23 protein-coding genes and 2 tRNA genes are annotated in these 18,760 nt (G+C 66.4%); 19 read left to right on the top strand and 6 right to left on the bottom strand.

The genetic code is table 11. From position 1 onward, the window contains the following. The first annotated feature begins 14 nt into the window (after nucleotides 1-14). Together EGH23_RS04745 and cysE are read left to right on the top strand one after the other, a co-directional pair. A complete protein-coding gene (locus EGH23_RS04745; protein ID WP_220578862.1) occupies nucleotides 15-455 on the top strand; it encodes an Hsp20/alpha crystallin family protein in 441 nt (146 codons plus the stop codon). Nucleotides 456-678: 223 nt separating this feature from the next. Further along, entirely contained in the window at nucleotides 679-1,257 is a 579-nt protein-coding gene (cysE, locus tag EGH23_RS04740) for a serine O-acetyltransferase (RefSeq protein ID WP_236044612.1), read from the top strand. 37 nt (nucleotides 1,258-1,294) lie between these two features. Here cysE and EGH23_RS04735 read toward each other — a convergent pair whose 3' ends face one another. Continuing rightward, entirely contained in the window at nucleotides 1,295-1,888 is a 594-nt protein-coding gene (locus EGH23_RS04735) for a DNA-3-methyladenine glycosylase family protein (protein ID WP_425433194.1), read from the bottom strand. Between the two features lie 251 nt (nucleotides 1,889-2,139). On the opposite strand from EGH23_RS04735, the gene EGH23_RS04730 reads away from it, so the two are divergent. Continuing rightward, nucleotides 2,140-3,201 (top strand): class I SAM-dependent methyltransferase, encoded by a 1,062-nt coding sequence (locus EGH23_RS04730; protein ID WP_220578860.1) that lies wholly within the window; start codon nucleotides 2,140-2,142, stop codon nucleotides 3,199-3,201. Nucleotide 3,202: 1 nt separating this feature from the next. Here EGH23_RS04730 and EGH23_RS04725 read toward each other — a convergent pair whose 3' ends face one another. Then, nucleotides 3,203-4,561 carry a RimK family alpha-L-glutamate ligase gene (locus EGH23_RS04725; RefSeq protein WP_220578859.1) on the bottom strand — a complete coding sequence of 453 codons (1,359 nt, stop codon included), beginning with the start codon at nucleotides 4,559-4,561 and terminating at the stop codon, nucleotides 3,203-3,205. A gap of 141 nt (nucleotides 4,562-4,702) precedes the next feature. Next, nucleotides 4,703-5,626 (bottom strand): manganese-dependent inorganic pyrophosphatase, encoded by a 924-nt coding sequence (locus tag EGH23_RS04720; protein ID WP_220578858.1) that lies wholly within the window; start codon nucleotides 5,624-5,626, stop codon nucleotides 4,703-4,705. A gap of 133 nt (nucleotides 5,627-5,759) precedes the next feature. Between EGH23_RS04720 and EGH23_RS04715 the strand changes: the two genes are divergently transcribed. The 6 genes from EGH23_RS04715 (at nucleotide 5,760) to EGH23_RS04690 (ending at nucleotide 10,927) form a co-directional block, all read left to right on the top strand. Next, the gene (locus EGH23_RS04715; RefSeq protein ID WP_220578857.1) at nucleotides 5,760-6,791 is read left to right on the top strand and encodes a succinylglutamate desuccinylase/aspartoacylase family protein; all 1,032 of its coding nucleotides are present in this window, start codon (nucleotides 5,760-5,762) and stop codon (nucleotides 6,789-6,791) included. A 275-nt stretch (nucleotides 6,792-7,066) separates the two neighbouring features. After that, nucleotides 7,067-7,312: a HalOD1 output domain-containing protein gene (locus EGH23_RS04710; RefSeq protein WP_220578856.1), complete on the top strand. Its 246-nt coding sequence runs from the start codon at nucleotides 7,067-7,069 to the stop codon at nucleotides 7,310-7,312. A gap of 106 nt (nucleotides 7,313-7,418) precedes the next feature. Continuing rightward, complete coding sequence (sdhC, locus tag EGH23_RS04705; RefSeq protein ID WP_220578855.1) at nucleotides 7,419-7,814, top strand: succinate dehydrogenase, cytochrome b556 subunit; 396 nt, start codon at nucleotides 7,419-7,421, stop codon at nucleotides 7,812-7,814. Beyond that, the gene (locus EGH23_RS04700; RefSeq protein WP_220578854.1) at nucleotides 7,814-8,179 is read left to right on the top strand and encodes a succinate dehydrogenase hydrophobic membrane anchor subunit; all 366 of its coding nucleotides are present in this window, start codon (nucleotides 7,814-7,816) and stop codon (nucleotides 8,177-8,179) included. Before sdhC ends, EGH23_RS04700 begins: the two co-directional genes overlap by 1 nt. 3 nt (nucleotides 8,180-8,182) lie before the next feature. After that, entirely contained in the window at nucleotides 8,183-9,067 is an 885-nt protein-coding gene (locus tag EGH23_RS04695; protein ID WP_220578853.1) for a succinate dehydrogenase/fumarate reductase iron-sulfur subunit, read from the top strand. A 33-nt stretch (nucleotides 9,068-9,100) separates the two neighbouring features. Continuing rightward, nucleotides 9,101-10,927: an FAD-binding protein gene (locus tag EGH23_RS04690; RefSeq protein WP_220578852.1), complete on the top strand. Its 1,827-nt coding sequence runs from the start codon at nucleotides 9,101-9,103 to the stop codon at nucleotides 10,925-10,927. On the opposite strand, the gene EGH23_RS04685 is transcribed toward EGH23_RS04690, so the two are convergent. After that, nucleotides 10,924-11,244 carry a cupin domain-containing protein gene (locus tag EGH23_RS04685; protein WP_220578851.1) on the bottom strand — a complete coding sequence of 107 codons (321 nt, stop codon included), beginning with the start codon at nucleotides 11,242-11,244 and terminating at the stop codon, nucleotides 10,924-10,926. The genes EGH23_RS04690 and EGH23_RS04685 overlap by 4 nt on opposite strands. A gap of 128 nt (nucleotides 11,245-11,372) precedes the next feature. Between EGH23_RS04685 and EGH23_RS04680 the strand changes: the two genes are divergently transcribed. Continuing rightward, a tRNA-Trp gene (locus EGH23_RS04680) sits at nucleotides 11,373-11,473 on the top strand. 511 nt (nucleotides 11,474-11,984) lie between these two features. Here the strand turns inward: EGH23_RS04680 and EGH23_RS04675 are convergent. Continuing rightward, nucleotides 11,985-12,069: transfer RNA gene (locus EGH23_RS04675), tRNA-Leu, on the bottom strand. A 132-nt stretch (nucleotides 12,070-12,201) separates the two neighbouring features. Here EGH23_RS04675 and EGH23_RS04670 point away from each other — a divergent pair. The 3 genes from EGH23_RS04670 to EGH23_RS04660 are packed head-to-tail and all read left to right on the top strand — an operon-like array spanning nucleotide 12,202 to nucleotide 14,483. Next, nucleotides 12,202-12,708, top strand: a complete 507-nt coding sequence (locus EGH23_RS04670; protein ID WP_220578850.1) for a helix-turn-helix domain-containing protein — start codon at nucleotides 12,202-12,204, stop codon at nucleotides 12,706-12,708. Between the two features lie 57 nt (nucleotides 12,709-12,765). Continuing rightward, on the top strand, nucleotides 12,766-13,899 hold the full coding sequence (locus tag EGH23_RS04665; protein WP_220578849.1) for an acyl-CoA dehydrogenase family protein: 1,134 nt from the start codon (nucleotides 12,766-12,768) through the stop codon (nucleotides 13,897-13,899). A 41-nt stretch (nucleotides 13,900-13,940) separates the two neighbouring features. Next, nucleotides 13,941-14,483: an HAD family hydrolase gene (locus EGH23_RS04660; protein ID WP_220578848.1), complete on the top strand. Its 543-nt coding sequence runs from the start codon at nucleotides 13,941-13,943 to the stop codon at nucleotides 14,481-14,483. Here the strand turns inward: EGH23_RS04660 and EGH23_RS04655 are convergent. Beyond that, nucleotides 14,462-14,638: a DUF5822 domain-containing protein gene (locus EGH23_RS04655; protein ID WP_236044679.1), complete on the bottom strand. Its 177-nt coding sequence runs from the start codon at nucleotides 14,636-14,638 to the stop codon at nucleotides 14,462-14,464. The two genes, EGH23_RS04660 and EGH23_RS04655, sit on opposite strands and share 22 nt — an antisense overlap. Nucleotides 14,639-14,778: 140 nt before the next feature. On the opposite strand from EGH23_RS04655, the gene EGH23_RS04650 reads away from it, so the two are divergent. The 6 genes from EGH23_RS04650 to bioB all read left to right on the top strand — a co-directional run bounded on the left by EGH23_RS04650 (nucleotide 14,779) and on the right by bioB (nucleotide 18,758). Continuing rightward, entirely contained in the window at nucleotides 14,779-14,985 is a 207-nt protein-coding gene (locus EGH23_RS04650; protein WP_220578846.1) for a DUF8149 family protein, read from the top strand. A 22-nt stretch (nucleotides 14,986-15,007) separates the two neighbouring features. Continuing rightward, nucleotides 15,008-15,499: a GNAT family N-acetyltransferase gene (locus EGH23_RS04645; RefSeq protein ID WP_220578845.1), complete on the top strand. Its 492-nt coding sequence runs from the start codon at nucleotides 15,008-15,010 to the stop codon at nucleotides 15,497-15,499. Between the two features lie 60 nt (nucleotides 15,500-15,559). Next, nucleotides 15,560-16,369: a 3-methyl-2-oxobutanoate hydroxymethyltransferase gene (gene panB / locus EGH23_RS04640; RefSeq protein WP_220578844.1), complete on the top strand. Its 810-nt coding sequence runs from the start codon at nucleotides 15,560-15,562 to the stop codon at nucleotides 16,367-16,369. Nucleotides 16,370-16,430: 61 nt separating this feature from the next. Then, nucleotides 16,431-17,264 (top strand): formate/nitrite transporter family protein, encoded by an 834-nt coding sequence (locus tag EGH23_RS04635; protein WP_220578843.1) that lies wholly within the window; start codon nucleotides 16,431-16,433, stop codon nucleotides 17,262-17,264. Nucleotides 17,265-17,346: 82 nt separating this feature from the next. Continuing rightward, nucleotides 17,347-17,568 (top strand): DUF1328 family protein, encoded by a 222-nt coding sequence (locus tag EGH23_RS04630; RefSeq protein ID WP_220578842.1) that lies wholly within the window; start codon nucleotides 17,347-17,349, stop codon nucleotides 17,566-17,568. Nucleotides 17,569-17,642: 74 nt separating this feature from the next. Next, complete coding sequence (gene bioB, locus EGH23_RS04625; RefSeq protein ID WP_220578841.1) at nucleotides 17,643-18,758, top strand: biotin synthase BioB; 1,116 nt, start codon at nucleotides 17,643-17,645, stop codon at nucleotides 18,756-18,758. Nucleotides 18,759-18,760 lie beyond the last annotated feature (2 nt).

Below are 18,760 nucleotides of genomic sequence, written 5' to 3'. Positions count from 1 at the left end.
CGTGTCAGAGGGCGATGACTCGACAGTCACCGTTCGACGACGTGGAGGCGTGGCTCGAACAGATGAGTCGGCAGTTCGAAGAAGCGGCCCAGCGGTGGGGGTCCGGATTCGAGACGCGGTCGGCGAATGCGTCGATGCCGCAGGTTGACCTCGTCGACGCGGACGACGAGTTCGTCGTCACCGCCGACCTGCCCGGCTTCGAGACGGACGACGTCGACGTGTACATCACCGACCAGACGCTCAGCATCGACGCCGAACGCAGCGAGGAAGCAGACGAGTCCGACGCGAACTACGTTCGACGCGAGCGATCTCAGAAGTCGGTCTCCCGTCGGATTAGGCTCCCGAGCGAGATAGACGACGAGGACGTCGCCGCTTCGATGACCAACGGCGTGCTGACGGTCCACGTCGGGAAGGCGGATCCGATCACGGCGGGCCATCGCATCGACATCGACTGACGGACCCTCGACGGTCGAGCGGCTTCTGTGGTCTCCGTCCGAGACACCTCCCATTTTATACCGCTCCGGCTACGAATATCGGGTATGTCCGCCGGGTGTTCGTCCCGCGACCGAACCGTCCGTGCGACCGCACAGCGCGCCCTCACGGTCGGCTGTCGCTGTCGCTACTGAGTCCTGTTCTCCACGTCGCACCTGCTTTCGACCACCCGACACCGTATCCACGATGTTCGACATACCCACGATACTCGACACGGTCCGCGAGGACGTCCGGACGGCACAGGCGAAAGACCCCGCCGCGACCAGCGCCGCGGAGGTCGTCCTCACGTATCCCGGCCTGCACGCCGTCTGGTTGTACCGCCTCGCCCACGCGCTGTGGGCCGCAGATCACCGCTTCGCCGCCAGACTGCTCTCGCACCTGACGCGCTTTCTCACCGGCGTCGAGATCCACCCCGCCGCGGACGTCGGCGAGCGGCTGTTCATCGACCACGGGATGGGCACCGTCGTCGGCGAGACGGCCGACATCGGCGACGACGTGCTGCTGTACCACGGCGTCACGCTCGGCGGCGCGTCGATGCGCCGCGAGAAACGGCATCCGACGCTCGAAGACGGCGTCACCGTCGGCGCGGCCGCGACGCTCGTCGGTCCGATCACCGTCGGCGAGAACGCGACCGTCGGCGCGGGAGCCGTCGTCGTCGACGACGTGCCGCCCGAGACCACCGTCATCGGGAATCCGGCGAAACCCGCCGACGAGGCCGAACACGAGCGCGACGGGACGCCCGACCCCGCGATCGTCGACGGCTGACCGCTCGACGTTCGAACGACGACAGGCGGCAGACGCCCTACGAATCGGACTCGTAATTCGCCCAGATGTATTTCGTGGCCGCTGAACGATGGGGACGCCAGTTCTCCGCTATCTCGCGCATCTCTTCGCGAGTCATGTCTTCGCCGTCGCCGTATAGGTCTGCGATACCTTTCCGTACTGCGAGGTCCCCCAACGGGAGGATGTCGGGACGCTCCATCACGAACAGCAGATACATTCGGGCGGTCCACTCGCCGATTCCCTTGATCTCGGTGAGTCGTTCGATGATCTCCTCGTTCGAGTGGTCTGACAGCCCCTCGCGGGAATAGTCTCGCTCTTGAAAGGCTTCCGCTGCGTTCTGCATGTACTCGACTTTCATCCCCGACAGCCCGGCGTCTCGGAGCGCTTCCTCGTCGGCGCTCAGCACTCTCTCGGGGGTGACTTCCTCGTCGAGCAACTCGAAGACCCGTTCTTTCACCGCCGCCGCGCTCGCGGTGGAGAGCTGTTGGTTGATTATCGAGATACACAGCCGTTCGAACTCGGTCCAATCGGGTTCAGCGTACGGGTCGTATTCTTCTACCAACTCCGCCATCACGGGGTCTTCCGCTAGTACCGGTTTGGCCTCATCAACCATTCTTAGTGCAGAGTTCGTACGTCGTCAGACGGCAAAAGGACAGGGCCTGTTTCTTATCGTCTCGAATCTGAGTGGCGACGCCCTATCGCATATCAATCACGGTTCGTAACGAAACTGTTAGCAGTGGGTGCCCGATCGGAGTAACGCGACGCTCTCCATTTAGCGGGCGGAAAGAGACATCGCCGAGAGCGTCGCGGAAGTAACGGACTGACCCGGCAACGCTATGCGCGCCCACCGCTTGCTTCTCTGTCATGCCCGTCCGGCCGAACGTGCTCGAACGGCTGCTTCTGTTCCGTCTGAACGAGGGGCCCGCGCCGATACTGGATCTGTTCGGCGCGGGGGCGTTCCGCGCCGTCGCGCTCGCTATCGACCTCGGTCTCTTCGAAGCGCTCGACGGGAGCGACCGGCCGCTCTCCGCGACGGCGCTCGCCGACAGCGTCGGCGCACATCCGGACGGATTACGACCGCTGCTCCGGTTGCTCGCCGCGACGGGGTACGTCGAGAGCGGGTCGGCCGGCTACGAGCTGACCGGGACGACCGAACGGTGGCTCACAACCGGGAGCGAGACGAATATGGCCCCGTGGTTCGCGTTCTGGGACGAGCTGGTGTTTCCCTTCTGGACGGAACACCTCGAGACCACCGTTCGAGAGGGCGAACCGCCGCGCTCGATGTACGAGTGGTTCGACGAGCGACCCGAGCGCTGGGAGCTCGCCCAGCGCGGGTTTCGGGCCGCGGCGACGGTGCTGGTCGACGAGATCGCGTCGAAGCTGACCGTGCCGGACGACGCGCGGACGCTCCTCGACGTCGGCGGCGGCCACGGGCTGTACGCCGTCGAACTCTGTTCTCGACACCCGAACCTCCGCGCGACGGTGTTCGACGCGCCGGCGGCGCTCACCGTCGCCCGCGAGGAGATAGCGGCGACCGACTTCGCGGACCGCCTTCGGGTCAGAGCGGGCGACTACGAGACCGACGCGCTCGGGGAGAGGTACGACGTCGCGCTCCTGTTCAACGTTCTCCACGCGCACGACGCCCCCGAGTGTCGCGCGCTGTTCGAGCGGGTGGCCGCCTCGCTCGGTCCGGGCGGTCGGATCGCCGTTCTCGACCAGTTCGCCGACGCCGGCGGCTCCTCACTCGGGCAGACGGGCGTCGGATTCGTCGGGCTCACCTACCGCGTCACGCTGGGAGCGGATGTCCACGCGTACGAGGACGTCCGCACCTGGCTCGAACAGAGCGGCTTCGAAGCGGTGACCGAGAAGACGGTTCGGCGCGGCGGCCCGGGCAACTCGCTGGTCGAAGCCCGACTACCGTCCTGAGCTATTCGAGCGTCGACTCCTCTTCCTCTTCGGAGTCCAGGTCGTCGTACTCGTCGTCCGCGCGTCGGTTGACGTTCACCTGGTAGTGCTTGAGGATGTCCCGGCCCAGCAGGAGGGGGTACTCCATGTGCGAGCGGTCCTCGACGCTGGCGGTGACGGTGTGTTGGGTCCCGCCGATCCCGACGACGAGGTCCACGACCGGCCGCGAGCGGCCGGACTTGACGCTTCCGGACTTCACCTTCACGATGTCGAGGATGGGTCCGGTGCCGATGTCCGCGGCGAGCTCGGCGTCGATGCTGGTCCGGGTCGCCCCGGTGTCGGACTTGGCGAGGACGGTCTTGTTGCCCCGCGTCCCGGAGACGACGACCTCCTCGATGTAGCCGATAGTGACGTTTTCCGGGGTCTGTGTGGTCGGTGTCCGCGGCATCGCGGTCGGTCGGGAGTCGTCGAGCGTGCCGGTGAGTTGCTCGACGTCCTCGTCGGGGACGCTCCCGCCCGCTCGCTCGATAGCCAACTGCGCGATGTAGGGGGCCGGGCTGACGCCGCTGGCTTTGAACAGGCCGCGGAAGCCGGCGGTCGGATTGACCTCGAGGACGTAGTAGCCGTCGTTGCCCTGAATGATGTCGACGCCCGCGTAGTCGAGTCCGATGGCGTCGGTGGCGTTCAGCGCGATCTCCCGAACTCGCTCGGGGAGGTCGTCGGTCATGTCCTCGACCTCGCCGCCGAGCGCGACGTTGGTCCGCCACTCGCCGTCGGGCGCGTAGCGGTTCATCGCACCGACGATCCGGTCGCCGACGACGTAGATGCGCAGGTCGTGGTGCCGGCTGTCGTCGTGGTCGAGGAACTCCTGTAAGAAGGCGTGCCGCTCCCCGACCTGCGCGTTGACCGGGTCGTCGAGTTCGACCATCCACGTCCCGCCGCCGTGGGTACCGATCGCCGTCTTGTAGACTGCTCGTTCGCCGAACCGGCCTCGCTCCTCGTTCAATCGCTTATTCGACAGGGAGAGAAGCGCGTCGGGAATCGGGATGTCGGCGTCGGCCAGCGCCGCGGCGCTGGCGAACTTGTGCAGCGCCGTCGTCGCCGCGGTGGGTTCGTTCAGCATCGGCGCGAGGCGGTTGAGCGTCAGCGCCAGGCCGATTCCCTCGACCGGGTACTCGTCGCTAGAGAGGAGAAGCCGATTGGCGACGACGTCGACGTCCGGGTCGAGGGTCATCTTCCCGTCGGTCACCGAGACGGTCGTGTTCTCCTCGCGGAGCCACTCGGTGTCGTATCCGAGGCTATCGGCCGCGTTCAGGATAGCTTTCGTCTCCTTGCTCGAATGGAGGCTCAGAACACCGACGGTGATATCTTCGTCACTCATGATGTGGTCCTTCAAGTGGCGGTAGGAAAACCCTGATGGGTTCCGATGACCCTGTCGAACGTCACCTAATCGGTCGATGCGCTGGGTCGGCGGGTCGGTGAGCCGACGGGCCGATCAACGGGCGGCTTCAGAGACGGGCTCTCAGCTGAAGGCGTCCTCCAGCGGCGGCACGACCTGCTTCTTCCGAGACATGACTCCCGGCAGGAACGCTTCCCGGTCCGCGAACGTCGTATCCAGGGCTTCCGCGACGGTCTCCTCGTAGTCGCCGGCGAGGAGGGCGGTCGACTCCTCCTCGAGGAGGTCGGTGACGAGCAACAGGAGCGTCGCGTACTCACGCTCGTCGACGACGTCGTCCATCGCGGCGAGGACGGCGTCTCGCCGCTCCAGTACCGCCGCCGGCTCGACGGTCTCCACCTGGCCGATCCCGACCTGGTGCGCGCCGAATTCGAACTCCTTGAAGTCGCCGAGAACCATCTCTCTGGGGCTCTTCTCCCCGATCTTGCTCTTCTGCTGAAGGAGCTCCTTGCCGTACTCCTCGACGTCCAGACCGGCCAGTTCGGCCAGTCGTTCGGCGACCGTCCGGTCCCTGTCGGTGGTCGTCGGCGAGCGGAGGACGACGGTGTCGCTCAGGAGGCCACTGAGAAGCAGTTGCGCGGTCTCCTCGTCGATCGGCTCGTCCGCCGCGTCGTACAGTTCCGCGAGAATGGTCGCGGTGGAGCCGACCGGCTCGTTCCGGAAGAAGATGGGGTCGCTGGTCGTCACGTCGCCGATCCGGTGGTGGTCGACGACCTCGACGATCTCCGCGTCCCGCGCGCCGGAGACGGTCTGACTGTGCTCGTTGTGGTCGACGAGCACGAGCCGTTCGCCCGCGGCGTCGTCTAAGAGCGTCGGCGTCTCGACGCCCGTCCGATCCAGGACGAACCGGGTCTCGGGGTTCACTTCGCCGGCCCGCGCCGGAACCGCGTCTGTCCCCTGCCTCTGTTTCAGTCGAGCGTACGCGATCGCGGAGCAGACCGTGTCGGTGTCGGGCTGTCGGTGCCCGATGACGTAGAGTGGCCGTGCCATGCGGCGACGTACGCAGCCGTCCCGCATAGTTCCATCCAAAGTCGGCCCCCGATGACGGGGCGAGCGCCACCAGGCCGATCTGCGCCATCCAGCGGTCGGGGGGGTTTTACCACGGGGTCTCCCTTGTACCCGCATGGACGAGGCCGAACCGTTCACGTACGACGGTGGGCGGGTTGACCCGGGGGAGACGCAGAACGTGCGGTACACGGTCAGTGAGACGTACATGGGCGATCCGGTGCGGGTGCCGGTCACCATCGTCAACGGCGAGCGCCCGGGACCGACCGGCTTCCTCTCGGCGGCCGCCCACGGCGACGAACTGAATGGCATCGAGGTCGTCCGCGAGGTCGCCCACGAGTGGGACCACTCGACCCTCGCCGGCACGCTGATCTGTCTGCCCGTGTTGAACGTTCCCGCCTTCCTCGCACAGGAACGGTACCTCCCGATTTACGACCGGGACCTGAACCGTTCGTTCCCCGGCAACCCCGACTCGACGAGCGCGAAGCGGATGGCCGACCGCATCTTCCGGAACTTCCTCGAACCCTGCAATTTCGGGCTGGACTTCCACACCTCGACGCGCGGCCGGACCAACATGCTCCACGTCAGGGCAGACATGGAAGACGAGCCCGTCGCGCGAGTGGCCAACGCCTTCGCCTCGAACGTCATCATCTCCTCGCGCGGGCCGTCGGGGTCGCTGCGCCGCGAGGCGAGCGATGCCGACGTCCCGACCATCACGGTCGAGATGGGCGAAGCCCACCGCTTTCAGCGACCGCTCATCGACCAGGCCCTCGACAGCGTTCGGTCGGTACTGGCCGAGTTCGGTATCCTCGATACCGAAGTCGTGCGCTGGCCCGGCTGGCGGACCGTCATCGAGAACAGCGACGAGAAGACGTGGATACGCGCCGACGCCGGCGGCCTCGTCGACATGCACCACAGCGGGGGCGAACTCGTCTACGAAGACGAGGTCATCTGTACCATCGGCAACCCGTTCAAAACGGAGAATACGACGATCAGAGCGCCGTTCACCGGTCTGCTGGTCGGCGTCCTCGAGAACCCGCTCGTCTATCCGGGGAACCCGCTCTGCCATCTCGTCCGCCTCGACGACCGGACCCGTCGCGCCGCCGAGCGGAGTCAGACCGTGGACGTCGAACGAACGCCATCGTCGTAGTCGGGTACGCCCCTCGTATCGGCGAGTCACTCGGCCACCGCTCCGGCGCTGCCAGCGGCTGTTGCTCTTTCGGCACCGTTTTATAGGTAACAGTGGAAATTCGCGATAGCCGACGTCTACCGGTGTCGGAAACTAACCCATCGTTCCGGAGCAGTGACGAAGTCGACAGGTCCGGTACTCGAGACGACCGACAGAGAGTCGATTCCAACCGGTCTGCGGCATGATCCGAGCGGTCCACGCACGACCCGCACCGGTGAAGGTGTGAGACGATACGCATGATCGAGGACGACGCTCTTCCACCGTCAGTTCGCATCGTCGAAGCGCTCGCTCGGTACTACGATACCGATCCGCTCGCCCTCCCGTTCACGCTGGAGGAGAAGATCGATACCGACGCGCTCGACGCCCTTTTCGCCAGCGACCGGCGGTCCGTGTCGGTGACGTTCACCGTCGACGATCATCGCGTCGCCGTCACCCGCGAGACGGTCAGTATCGACGGGCGGGAGTTCGGCGGCGAGGAGTGAGGATAGCTGACAGGATCTGCCGGCGGAGAAATTCACTCGGCCGGATTCCGGCGAGACACGCACGCGGTAGTAACTACTATTTGTCCCCGGACTAACCCCCGAGTGTATGAGTCAGTCTTACAATCGCGGCACCGTCGAGGATTTCGGACGGTGGCGGGAGTTCTCGGCCGGGATGTGGGCCTGGATATTCCACAAGTTCACCGGCTGGGTGCTCGTGGGGTATCTGTTTACCCACATCGCCGTCCTCAGTACGTCCCTCGGGGGTGCGGAGCTCTATACCGGTACGTTGCAGGGGTTAGAGGCCCTGCTCGTCGTTCGCTTCCTCGAAGTCGGACTGCTCGCCGTCGCCGTCTTCCACATCCTCAACGGGATACGACTGCTGATGGTGGACCTCGGCGTCGGCCTCGAATCACAGGACGTGAGCTTCTACGCGTCGCTGGTGCTGACCGGCGCGATCGTCGTCGCCAGCATCCCGACGTTCCTCGGGGGGCCACTAGCCTAATGGCGGAGCACTACTCCTCCTTCGAGCGCGGCGGCCGTCGATGGCTCTGGCAGCGGCTCACGGCGGTGTTCCTCATCGGCGTCCTCGCGTTCCACTTCCTGCTGTTGCACTTTGCCAACCACGCCGCAAACATCACGTTCGCCGGAACGCAGGCCCGGATGAGCCAGATCAGTTACTTCGCCACGATGTGGCTCTTCCTCGTGACGGCGACGTTCCACGGCGTCAACGGCGTCTACAACGCGCTGGTCAACCAGGGCATCGACGGCACCCAGAAGAACGCCGTCAAGTGGGTCCTCATCGTCGCAGGCCTGCTGCTTATCGCGCAGGGGACCCGAGTGGCGCTAGCGATGAACGGATTCCTCTAACTCATGAGCACACAGATAGAGAAACAGGAGACGGAGACCGAAGAACAGGAGAGCGAACCGGCCGTCGAGTCGCCGGGCGAGAAGCGCCGGGAGCAGAAACGACAGCGTCAGGCCGAACGCGAGGCCCAGCGAGAGACCGAAGAGGCGACCCTCGACGACGAGGAGACGGTCATGCTGAAGGTCTTCCGCTACGACCCCGAGGTCGAAGGCAAGCAGGAACCCCGGTTCGACGACTTCCGGGTCCCGTTCCACAAGGGGATGACGGTGCTGGACGCGCTCATCTACGCGCGGGACCGCTACGACTCCTCGCTGACCTTCCGACACTCGTGTCGACAGGCGGTGTGCGGGTCGGACGCGCTGTTCATCAATGGCCGACAGCGACTCGGCTGTAAGACCCAGCTCTCGGACCTCGACGGCCCGGTTCGCATCGAACCGCTCCCGCATCAGGAGGTCGTCAAGGATCTCGTCGTGGACATGGAGCACTTCTACGAGCAGATGCACGCGGTCGAGCCGTACTTCGACGCCGACGAGGTGCCCGAAGACGACTTAGCAGAGCAGCGCCAGAGCCGGGAGAACCGCGAGAAGGTGAAGATGTCCACGCGGTGTATCTGGTGCGGTGCCTGCATGTCATCGTGTAACATCGCCGCCGGCGACAACGAGTACCTCGGTCCCGCGGCCATCAACAAGGCGTATCGCTTCGCGATGGACGAGCGCGAGGGCGAGAACCGCAAGCAGGAACGCCTCCGCATCATCGAGCAGGAACACGGCGTCTGGCGCTGTCAGACCCAGTTCTCCTGTACCGAGGTGTGCCCGAAGGACATCCCGCTGACCGAGCACATCCAGGAACTGAAGCGCGAATCGGTGAAGAACAACCTCAAGTTCTGGTAGTCGGAACGGTAACACACGCAACTATATCACACAATGTACGAACACGACGTTATCGTGGTCGGCGCGGGTGGCGCCGGCCTCAGAGCGGCGATCGCGGCACACGAGGAGGGCGCGGACGTCGCCCTCGTGACGAAACTCCACCCGGTTCGGAGCCACACGGGCGCGGCGGAGGGCGGCATCAACGCCGCGCTCCAGGAGGGCGACTCCTGGGACCTGCACGCCTACGACACGATGAAGGGGTCTGACTACCTCGGGGACGCCCCGGCCATCGACACCTTCGCGAAGGACGCCCCCGAAGAGGTCATCCAGCTCGAGCACTGGGGGATGCCCTTCTCCCGGGAGGAGGACGGACGCGTCTCACAGCGACCGTTCGGCGGTCTCTCGTACCCGCGGACGACCTACGCCGGGGCCGAGACCGGACATCACCTCCTGCACACGATGTACGAGCAGGTGGTCAAACGCGGTATCGAGGTGTACGACGAGTGGTACGTCACCAACGTCGCGGTGACCGACCACGACGACCCCGAGAAACGCGAGTGTCACGGCTGCGTCGCCTACGACATCAAGTCCGGGAAGATAGAGGGCTTCCGCGCCAACGGCGGCGTCATCCTCGCCACCGGCGGCCTCGGACAGGCGTTCGACCACACGACCAACGCCGTCGCCAACACCGGCGACGGCTGTGCCATCGCCTACCGCGCCGGCGCGCCGATGGAGGACATGGAGATGATCCAGTTCCACCCGACGACGCTCCCCTCGACGGGCGTCCTCATCTCCGAGGGCGTCCGCGGCGAAGGCGGGATCCTCTACAACGACAACGAGGAGCGGCTGATGTACGAGTACGGCTACGCGAACAACGACGGCGAACTCGCCTCCCGCGACGTGGTCGCTCGCGCCGAACTCACGGAGGTCAACGCGGGCCGCGGCATCGACGACGAGTACGTCCACCTCGACATGCGCCACCTCGGCGAGGAGCGCATCATCGACCGACTGGAGAACATCCTCCACCTCGCGGAGGACTTCGAGGGCGTCGACGGCCTCGACGAGCCGATGCCCGTCAAGCCCGGCCAGCACTACGCCATGGGCGGCGTCGAGTGCGACGAGAACGGCGAGACCTGCATCGAGGGGCTCTACGCCGCCGGCGAGACGGCCTGCGTCTCGCTGCACGGCGCGAACCGCCTCGGCGGCAACGCGCTGCCGGAACTGCTCGTCTTCGGCGCTCGCGCCGGCTACCACGCCGCCGGCAAGGACATGAAGGCCGCCGAGATCCAGACCGGTCCCTCCGCCGAGAGCGAGGCCGGCGACGTCGAACCGCCGGTCGAACCCGGCGCTATCGACAGGGGCGGCGAAGACGTCGCCGCCGACGGCGCGGCCGTCGAACCGACGAGCGTCATCGAGAACACTGTCGAGCGCGAGCGCACGCGCATCGAGATGCTGCTCGAAAAGGACGGCATCAACCACGCCGAAGTCCGGGCCGACGTCCAGGAGACGATGACGGACAACGTCAACGTCTTCCGCCAGGAGGAGGGCCTGAAGACGGCGCTGCGCGACATCCGAGAGGCCCGCAAGGAGTACGAGAACGTCGCCGTCTCGGACCCCTCGCGCACCTACAACACGGACCTCATCCACACCATCGAGACGCGGAACCTCCTCGACGTGGCCGAGGCCATCACGCTCGGCGCGCTGGCCCGCGAGGAGTTCCGCGGCGCGCACTGGCGCGCGGAGTTCCAGGAGCGCCGTGACGACGAGTGGATCAAACACACCATGCTGGCGTGGGAGGACGGCACGCCGCGCCTGTACTACAAACCGGTCATCCTCGAGGGCGACGAGGAGACCTACGAGCCGAAAGAGCGCAGCTACTAGGGCGCGCCGACGAGGACGAACTGGCTCTCGGTCTCGCCGTTCCGGATCTCTCGTTTCGCGTCCGGTTCGATCCGAATCGCGTCGCCGGCCGACATCGACACGTCGTCGCCGTCGACCGTCACCGTTGCTTCGCCGTCGACGAGGACGTACACTTCCTCCTGTCCGTCGTCGCTGTGGTCGTGCGGCTTCCCGCTCCAGCCGGGCTCGCAGTCGAGGACGCTGACGCCGACGTTCTCGCAGTTCAGTTCGTCTCGGAGGAAGTGAAGCCCCCCACCGACGGCGTCGGTATCCGCGTAGTGCTGTTTCGTGTAGCTCACAGCGGGCGTTGGGACGGATCGGATAAGTATGGCTTGGCCACCGACGGTGGAGAGCGGCAGTCGTGTGCGTCCGCTCTCCGCCGGTCCCGTCACCTATTTAGTCGCTACGACCCAAGGTTTCGCTGTCTGGAAGGGTGGCTCAGTGGTAGAGCGCTGCCCGCCAACGTGCCAGAAATTGGCGGCAGTTTCCCTCGCAGGGCTCCGCGTGGTTCGAATCCCGCCCCTTCCATTTTGCGATGTCATCGTGAGCGAAGCGAACGATTGCTGACGACGAGCGCAGCGAAGTCGGCGTGAACGGACGTGAGGAGCAAATGGAAGCGAGGGGTTCGAGCACGTCTGGCATCGGTTCGAACCCCGCCCAGCGGTCTCGTGACGTTCTGATAGCGCAGGGTGTACGACCGGCGGCGGCCGCTCGTCGATGAAAAGTACGGAAAGTAGGGGGTGGGGGTGCAGGGCACCGGAACGGTGCCGTATCTGAAGAGTAAGAGGGAGTGTATAAAAATCCCCCGCCCAGATTATCAGAATTGGTATTTAGCGAGGAAACGGCGACCGCAGTCGTTGTCGCTCGTTTCCGAGATCGACATCGAGAACCGAGATGGCAGTCGCAGACGCTATACGCGCTTCTCGGGAAAGTTGCTTCGAAAGGATTGTGCGTGGGTGCTGATCCCGGGTAGGGAGAGCACCTGCATCGTGTGGCGGCATCGCCGCCACGGTGTCGAGGGCGACGCCCTCGCGTGCGATGCGTGGGACCGGATTTGAACCGGCGGACCCCTACGGGACAGCGCCCTCAACGCTGCGCCGTTGGCCTGGCTTGGCTACCCACGCTCGCTCTGTCTTACTGCACTCATTCGTTCCCCGTGGGCCAATAAAAGGGCTTTCGTTTGCGCCGCGCCCCGAGAGGGTGTGTCATTCCACCGAACCGGACATTTCAAATACGACGAAACCGCTACCGGGGGCATGGCCAAATACTCGACCGGTAGCGGGGCCGACAGCGCCGGTGGGAGCTGCGAACTCTGCGGTGCCGACGGCGGCGACCTGCAGACCGCGAACGTCGCGGGCGCGACCCTTCAGGTCTGTTCGGACTGCGCGCAGAACCACGGCGAGAACGACCGCTCGCAGTCGAGCGGCGGCGACTCGAACGACGATCGGGACCGGCGTCGCCGCGCCGCCCAGAACGCCGCGAAGATACGGGACTCACAGAAAGCCGACGCCTCCCACTGGGAAGAGGGGGCAGATTACGACGGCGACCAGTTGCCCTACCTCGTCAGCGACTACGGGACGCGCGTCACCGAGGCGCGACAGGAGGAGGGCCTCCAGACGGCCGAACTCGCCGAGGAACTCGGCCTCGACGAGAACGACGTGCTCGCGGTCGAGCAGGGTCGGGCGACGCAGGCGAACGTCGGCGGCTCGACCATCGCCGCCCTCGAATCGTTCCTCGACGTGGAGCTCGCGGACTCTCGATAACTGTCTCTCGTCTTCTTCCGACAGTAGACCTTTGGCAGTCCCACGCATACCGCCGGTATGGACCTCTCGCCCGAACAGCGGGCCGTTCGTGAGACCGTTCGGTCCGTCGCCGCCGAGGAGGTACGGCCGACGGCGCGCGAGGCCGACCGCACCGAGGAGTTTCCCGAAGGCGTCTGGGACAGCCTCGCGGATATCGATCTAACGGGACTGACCACACCGACCGAGTACGGCGGTTTCGACGCCGATAAGCGCACCTACGCCATCGTCAACGAGGAGCTGGCCCACGGCTCGCTGGCCGTCGCCACCGCGCTCTCGGTCCACTGTCTGGCCACGTCCTGCATCGCTCGCTTCGGCGACGAGTCGGTGCGCGAGGAGTGGCTCCCTGATATGGTCGGCGGGCGGCCCGTCGGCGCGTTCGCGCTCTCGGAACCGCAGGCCGGGTCGAACCCGCGAGGGATGACGACCGTCGCGCGGTCGGACGGCGACGAGTACGTCCTCGACGGCGAGAAGCAGTGGATTACCAACGGCGAGCGCTCGGGCGTGGTCGTCGTCTTCGCCAAGACGGACCGCGACGACCCCGATTCCGTCACGCAGTTCCTGGTCCCGAAAGACAGCGACGGCCTCTCCGTCGGCGAGAAGGAGGACAAACTCGGTCTGCGGGCCAGCGACACGACCGCGCTCACGTTCGACGGCGTCCGGATTCCCGAGCGCTACCGCCTCACCGAGGTCGGCGAGGGGCTGGCGGCCGCCCTCTCCATCCTGAACGGCGGTCGGGTCGCCATCGCCGCACAGTCCGTGGGGCTCGCCCAGTCGGCGCTGGACGAGGCGCTCGACTACGCGGCGGAACGCGAGCAGTTCGATCGGCGAATCGCCGAGTTCCAGACGATCCAGCACAAACTCGCGGAGATGGCGACGACGGTGCGGGCCGGCCGACTGTTGACCTGGGACGCCGCGAGTCGGATGGACCGCGGCGAGGACGCCCGCCAGGCCGCGAGCATGGCGAAGTACTTCGCCAGCGAGGGGGCGGTCGAGGTGGCGAACGAGGCGGTCCAGATCCACGGCGGCTACGGCTACACCACCGAGTACCCGGTCGAGCGTCTCTACCGCGACGCGAAGGTGACGACGATCTACGAGGGGACCAGCGAGATTCAGAAGAATATCGTCGCTCGCGCCCTGTTGGAAGGGCGCTGACGGGCGAAGCACATTTGCGAGGGGCTTCCCTACCTTCGGTCGTGAGCTACGACGCCGTAGTGTACGACCTCGACGGGACGCTGGTGCAGTTAGCAGTGGACTGGGACGCGGTGGCGGAGGACGTCGCGACGCTGCTTCGAGAGCGCGGCGTGGACCCCGACGCGGGCGACCTCTGGGAATTACTGGAACGTTCTGACGAAACCGGTCACCGAGCGGCTGTCGAGGCGACCATCACCGACCACGAACGCGTCGGCGCGCGCGAGTCCGAGCGCCTCGCGTTGGCCGACGGGCTGCCTCACGCGGTGCCGGTCGGCGTCTGTTCGCTGAACGCCGAGGAGGCCTGTCGGCTCGCCTTGGAGACCCACGACCTCACGTCGGCTGTCGGTTCCGTCGTCGGCCGCGACACCGTCGGGTCGTCGAAGCCCGACCCCGAGGGGCTCCTCTCGGTCGTCGAGCGGCTCGACGCCGACGCCGAGTCGACCGTGTTCGTCGGCGACTCCGAGCGGGACGCCGAGACCGCTCGCCGCGCCGGCACGGCCTTCGCGTGGGCGAGCGAGTTCGATCAGCGGCGATACCGGGCGTAGAGATAGGCGGCGACGGCCGTCAGGAACCAGATGACGGCGCCGACCCGGACGGCGAATATCGCCCGGCTCGTCCAGGTCGGGAGCGCGGTCCCGATAGAGGCGAAGACGACGATCGGCGACCCGACGAGGATGGTCGTGACGAAGGTGACCTGCATCACCCAGCCGAAGTCCACGCCGTCGGGGTTCGTCTTCTCGACTGCTGGCACGGTCGGGGCTTTCCGTGGCACTCTCAAGCAACTTCCGGTTCGGCGGTCGACCAGACGTTACTTGGGCCGCTCGGCCGAAGCGGCTGTCTATGACAGCGGACGAGGAACTCCCGAAGATACCGGTCGTCTGTACCGCGTGTGATACCCGAAGTCGCGTCGCCTTCGACGACGTCGAGTCGGCCGTCGAGCGTCACAACGAGCAACTACACGACGGGGACGCCGTCGCCGAAGTCGACCCGGACGTGATGGACCAACTGGCGGACCGCGTGGCCGAGGACCTCGGCCTGTACGAGTGACCCGGTACCGACGACGCTCGCGATGATTCGCCCGTACGACGCCGGTGACGCCGACGACGCGGACGCTCTCTGGGATCTGAAGCGCGCGTTCGAACTCTCGCTTGGGTCGGGCACCGGAGACGGCGAGAAAGAAGCGACGTACCGCGAGAAACTCGACGCCGACTACCGGGAGTCGTATCTGGCGTGGGTCGACCGCTGCGTCGAGGAGGACGAGCGCACCGTCCGATTGGCCGAGCGCGACGGCGAGGCCGTCGGCTACGTCTTCGTCCTGCCCGAGTCGCTCGCCCACGTCTGGGACGCCGCGGTGCTGAACGAACTGTTCGTCGTCGAGGAGTACCGAGGGACCGGCGTCGCCGACGACCTGCTGGAGGCGGCGCTGTCGCTCGCTCGTTCGCAGACGCTGCCGCTCGACCGACTGGTGCTCGACGTGGACCCAGACAACGGGCGCGCGGCGGCGTTCTACGACCGCTGGGGGTTCGAGCCGTGGGGCGAGATGATCGCTCGGGAACTGTGATGCGATAGCGCTCGACGCGGGACCCGAACACGTAATAGCGCGCCGCGTCCGGCCATGCATATGACCACTGTTCGGGACGTGCGGGCGATGGCTGGTGACGAGCGGATAACGATGCTGACCGCGTACGACGCGGCGACGGCGAGCATCGTCGAGGAGGCGGGAATCGACGTCGTCCTCGTCGGCGACAGCATGGGCAACGCCGTGCTCGGATACGACGACACGCTGCCGGTCACCCTCGACGAAGTTGCCTCCCGGGTCGGCGCGGTGGCCCGCGGCACCGACGAGGCGCTGGTCGTCGCGGACATGCCGTTCCTCTCGTTCGGTGCGGACGTGGCCGAGAGCGTCGAGAACTGCGGCCGGATGCTCAAAGAGGAGGGGGCCAACGCCGTGAAACTGGAGTCGGGACCGCACACCGTGGAGCTGACCGAGCGACTGTCGGACCTCGGTATCCCGACGATGGCCCACCTCGGGTTGACTCCCCAGAGCGTCAATCAGACCGGCTACACGCAGCAGGCGACGGACCGCGAGGAAGCGACGGAGATTCTGGAACTCGCGGAGGCGCACGAGGCGGCGGGCGCGTTCGCCCTCGTCTTGGAACACGTCCCGACGAACCTCGCCGCGCAGGTCACCGAGGCCGTCGACATCCCGACCATCGGCATCGGGGCCGGCGGCGAGTGCGACGGGCAGGTGTTGGTCTTCACCGACGTCGTCGGACTCGCCGCGTCGAGTCCGCCGTTCGCCGCGCAGTTCGGCGACGCGCGAGCGGAGATCCACGACGCGGTGAGCGATTACGTCGACGCGGTGCGAGCGGGCGAGTTCCCGGCCGAGGAACACGGAAGCGCCGAGGAGGAACTGGACGACCTCTACTGATCTCGCTTGGGCTCGGCGAGAACTTTCAAACGTGTCGCCCTCGTAGCGCGGACGACATTAGATGTCGGCTACGAGTAGCAGCGGTCCGGTTGACGACGAACAGGCCGAGGGTGAGGACATCCTCGAACTCCAGATACGACGCGGGCTGAGCGAGCTAAACCGTCCGACGAGCGGGCTGTCGCTCTCCGCGCTCTCGGCCGGGCTCGACATCGGGTTCGGCCCGTTGCTGATGGGTGTCATCCTCACGGCGGCCGACCCCGCCATCGGCGACCTCCCGAAGCAACTCCTCCTCGGACTCGTCTACGGCGTCGGGTTCATACTGGTCGTCCTCGGCCGGTCTGAGCTGTTCACCGAACACACGACCCTCGCCGTCCTCCCCGTGTTGAACCGGGATGCGAGCGTCGCCAAACTGGGGCGGCTCTGGGGGCTCGTCTACGCCAGCAACGTCGCGGGTGCGCTCGTCTTCGCCGCGTTCGCCGTGGCGATCGGTCCGGCCATCGGCGTCGTCGAGGCGTCGGCGTTCACCGAACTGGCGACGGCCTACACGGAACTCTCACCGGGGACACTCGTCGGCGCCGGCGTGCTCGCTGGATGGCTGATGGGACTACTGTCGTGGCTGGTCGCGGCGGCGGATAGCACCATCGCTCGGCTGGCGGTCGTCTGGCTCATCACTGCGGCGATCGGCTTCGCGCACCTCCCGCACTGTATCGCCGGAACCGTCGAAGTGTTCGGCGGCGTCCTCGTCTCGCCCGAAGTCGGCTACGTCGATTTCCTGCGGTTCCTCCTGTTCTCGACTGTCGGCAACATCATCGGCGGGACGGTTTTCGTCGCGCTCCTGAAGTTCGGTCACGTCGCCCGTAGCGGCCCGTCAGCCCGGGACTTCCGGCTGAACTGAACCGGTCCCGCTCGGGCGATAATCTCGGGCTAGCGACGATAACGCCACTATTACGATACGACCCCGCGTCGACGCGTCGGGTATGCTTTCACAACTGTCCGGCGTCACCGCGGCCGTAGCGCCCGCGTTCACACCCCTGCAGATGGGCGGGGGCGGGTTCCTCTCGCTCGCCGTCCTGTTTTTCGTCCTCGCGCTCGTCGCGGCGCTGCTGGGTGCGCGCGGTATCGCCGGCCTCAGCATGGAGATCGCCAAGTGGCTGATCCTCATCTTCCTCGTCCTCGCGGTGATCTCGCTCCTGCTGTGAGTCGATAGGGTCGCCCTTCGCTCGCGACTCCGCTCACCCGAACCTTTATTCACTCGTCAACTGACGTTTGGAACGTGGTTTACGAGACGGGCAACCGAACGGTAGACGACGCGGTCGCACGCGTGTTAGACGGCGAGCGACTCGACCGGCGGGACGGACTGGCGCTCGTCGCGCAGCCGGTCGACGCCCTCGCGGCGGGCGCGGACTACGTCCGCACGCGGTTGGGCGACGACACCGTCGACGCGTGCTCGATCGTGAACGCCAAGGCCGGGAACTGCGCGGAGGACTGCGGCTTCTGCGCCCAGTCCGTGCACTTCGACACCGGCATCGACAACTACGGCTTCCTGGGCCCGGAGAAGATCCTGGAAGCCGCGAAGCGGGCCGAACGAGACGGCTCACAGCGGTTCGGCATCGTCGTCGCGGAGAAGGGCGTCTCGAAGGAACAGCGCCCCGACGAGTGGGAGGAGGTACTCGAAGCCATCCGACTCGTGCGCGACGAGACGGACGTGGAGGTAGACGCCAGCCTCGGCATTCTCACCGAAGAGGAAGCGGCGATCCTCGCCGAGGAGGGGCTGAACCACTACAATCACAACATCGAGACCTCCCCCCGCTACTTCCCCGAGGTCGTCCAGACGCACTCCTTCGAGGACCGCGTCGAGACGCTCGAAGTCGCCAAGGACGCCGGTATGGACCTCTGTGCCGGCGTCATCCTCGGCATGGGCGAGACGCCGACCGACCGCGTCGAGGCGGCGATCGCGCTGCAGGAGATCGGCGTCTCCTCGCTCCCGGTCAACGTCCTCAACCCCGTCGAGGGGACGCCGATGGCCGAGCGGGGACTGCCCGACATCACGACCGAGGAAGTGATCGAGACCATCGCCGTCTACCGCCTGCTCCACCCCGAGGCCCGCGTGCGCCTCACCGGCGGGCGCGAGGTCAACCTCGACACGGACGGGCAGGTAGCTGCGCTGGAGGCGGGCGCGGACGGCATCCTCACCGGCGACTACCTCACCACCGAGGGCCAGTCGGCGGCCGACGACCTCGAAATCATCGACGAGGCGGGGCTCGAACCGAACACCGAAGCCAACGACTTCGACCCCGACGCCGTCGCTGAACGCGCCGACGACGCCGGCGACTCGGAGACGGCGGCGGGCACCGCACAGAGCAAATCAGAACTCCGATCAGACGACTAAGC

It is taken from the genome of Haloarcula nitratireducens, assembly GCF_019599505.1.
Note: the sequence above shows the minus strand (reverse complement) of the source record. Positions and strands in the feature narration are given on the sequence as shown.

Coding starts and splice junctions, on each gene's coding strand:
- EGH23_RS04650 (WP_220578846.1), top strand. CDS start 14,779: ATGACAGCGGACGAGGAACTCCCGAAGATACCGGTCGTCTGTACCGCG.
- EGH23_RS04720 (WP_220578858.1), bottom strand. CDS start 5,626: ATGGCACGGCCACTCTACGTCATCGGGCACCGACAGCCCGACACCGAC.
- EGH23_RS04710 (WP_220578856.1), top strand. CDS start 7,067: ATGATCGAGGACGACGCTCTTCCACCGTCAGTTCGCATCGTCGAAGCG.
- EGH23_RS04700 (WP_220578854.1), top strand. CDS start 7,814: ATGGCGGAGCACTACTCCTCCTTCGAGCGCGGCGGCCGTCGATGGCTC.
- EGH23_RS04725 (WP_220578859.1), bottom strand. CDS start 4,561: ATGAGTGACGAAGATATCACCGTCGGTGTTCTGAGCCTCCATTCGAGC.
- cysE (WP_236044612.1), top strand. CDS start 679: ATGTTCGACATACCCACGATACTCGACACGGTCCGCGAGGACGTCCGG.
- EGH23_RS04730 (WP_220578860.1), top strand. CDS start 2,140: ATGCCCGTCCGGCCGAACGTGCTCGAACGGCTGCTTCTGTTCCGTCTG.
- EGH23_RS04635 (WP_220578843.1), top strand. CDS start 16,431: ATGTCGGCTACGAGTAGCAGCGGTCCGGTTGACGACGAACAGGCCGAG.
- EGH23_RS04645 (WP_220578845.1), top strand. CDS start 15,008: ATGATTCGCCCGTACGACGCCGGTGACGCCGACGACGCGGACGCTCTC.
- EGH23_RS04655 (WP_236044679.1), bottom strand. CDS start 14,638: ATGCAGGTCACCTTCGTCACGACCATCCTCGTCGGGTCGCCGATCGTC.
- panB (WP_220578844.1), top strand. CDS start 15,560: ATGACCACTGTTCGGGACGTGCGGGCGATGGCTGGTGACGAGCGGATA.
- sdhC (WP_220578855.1), top strand. CDS start 7,419: ATGAGTCAGTCTTACAATCGCGGCACCGTCGAGGATTTCGGACGGTGG.
- EGH23_RS04735 (WP_425433194.1), bottom strand. CDS start 1,888: ATGGTTGATGAGGCCAAACCGGTACTAGCGGAAGACCCCGTGATGGCG.
- EGH23_RS04715 (WP_220578857.1), top strand. CDS start 5,760: ATGGACGAGGCCGAACCGTTCACGTACGACGGTGGGCGGGTTGACCCG.
- EGH23_RS04670 (WP_220578850.1), top strand. CDS start 12,202: ATGGCCAAATACTCGACCGGTAGCGGGGCCGACAGCGCCGGTGGGAGC.
- EGH23_RS04665 (WP_220578849.1), top strand. CDS start 12,766: ATGGACCTCTCGCCCGAACAGCGGGCCGTTCGTGAGACCGTTCGGTCC.
- EGH23_RS04630 (WP_220578842.1), top strand. CDS start 17,347: ATGCTTTCACAACTGTCCGGCGTCACCGCGGCCGTAGCGCCCGCGTTC.
- EGH23_RS04745 (WP_220578862.1), top strand. CDS start 15: ATGACTCGACAGTCACCGTTCGACGACGTGGAGGCGTGGCTCGAACAG.
- EGH23_RS04695 (WP_220578853.1), top strand. CDS start 8,183: ATGAGCACACAGATAGAGAAACAGGAGACGGAGACCGAAGAACAGGAG.
- EGH23_RS04690 (WP_220578852.1), top strand. CDS start 9,101: ATGTACGAACACGACGTTATCGTGGTCGGCGCGGGTGGCGCCGGCCTC.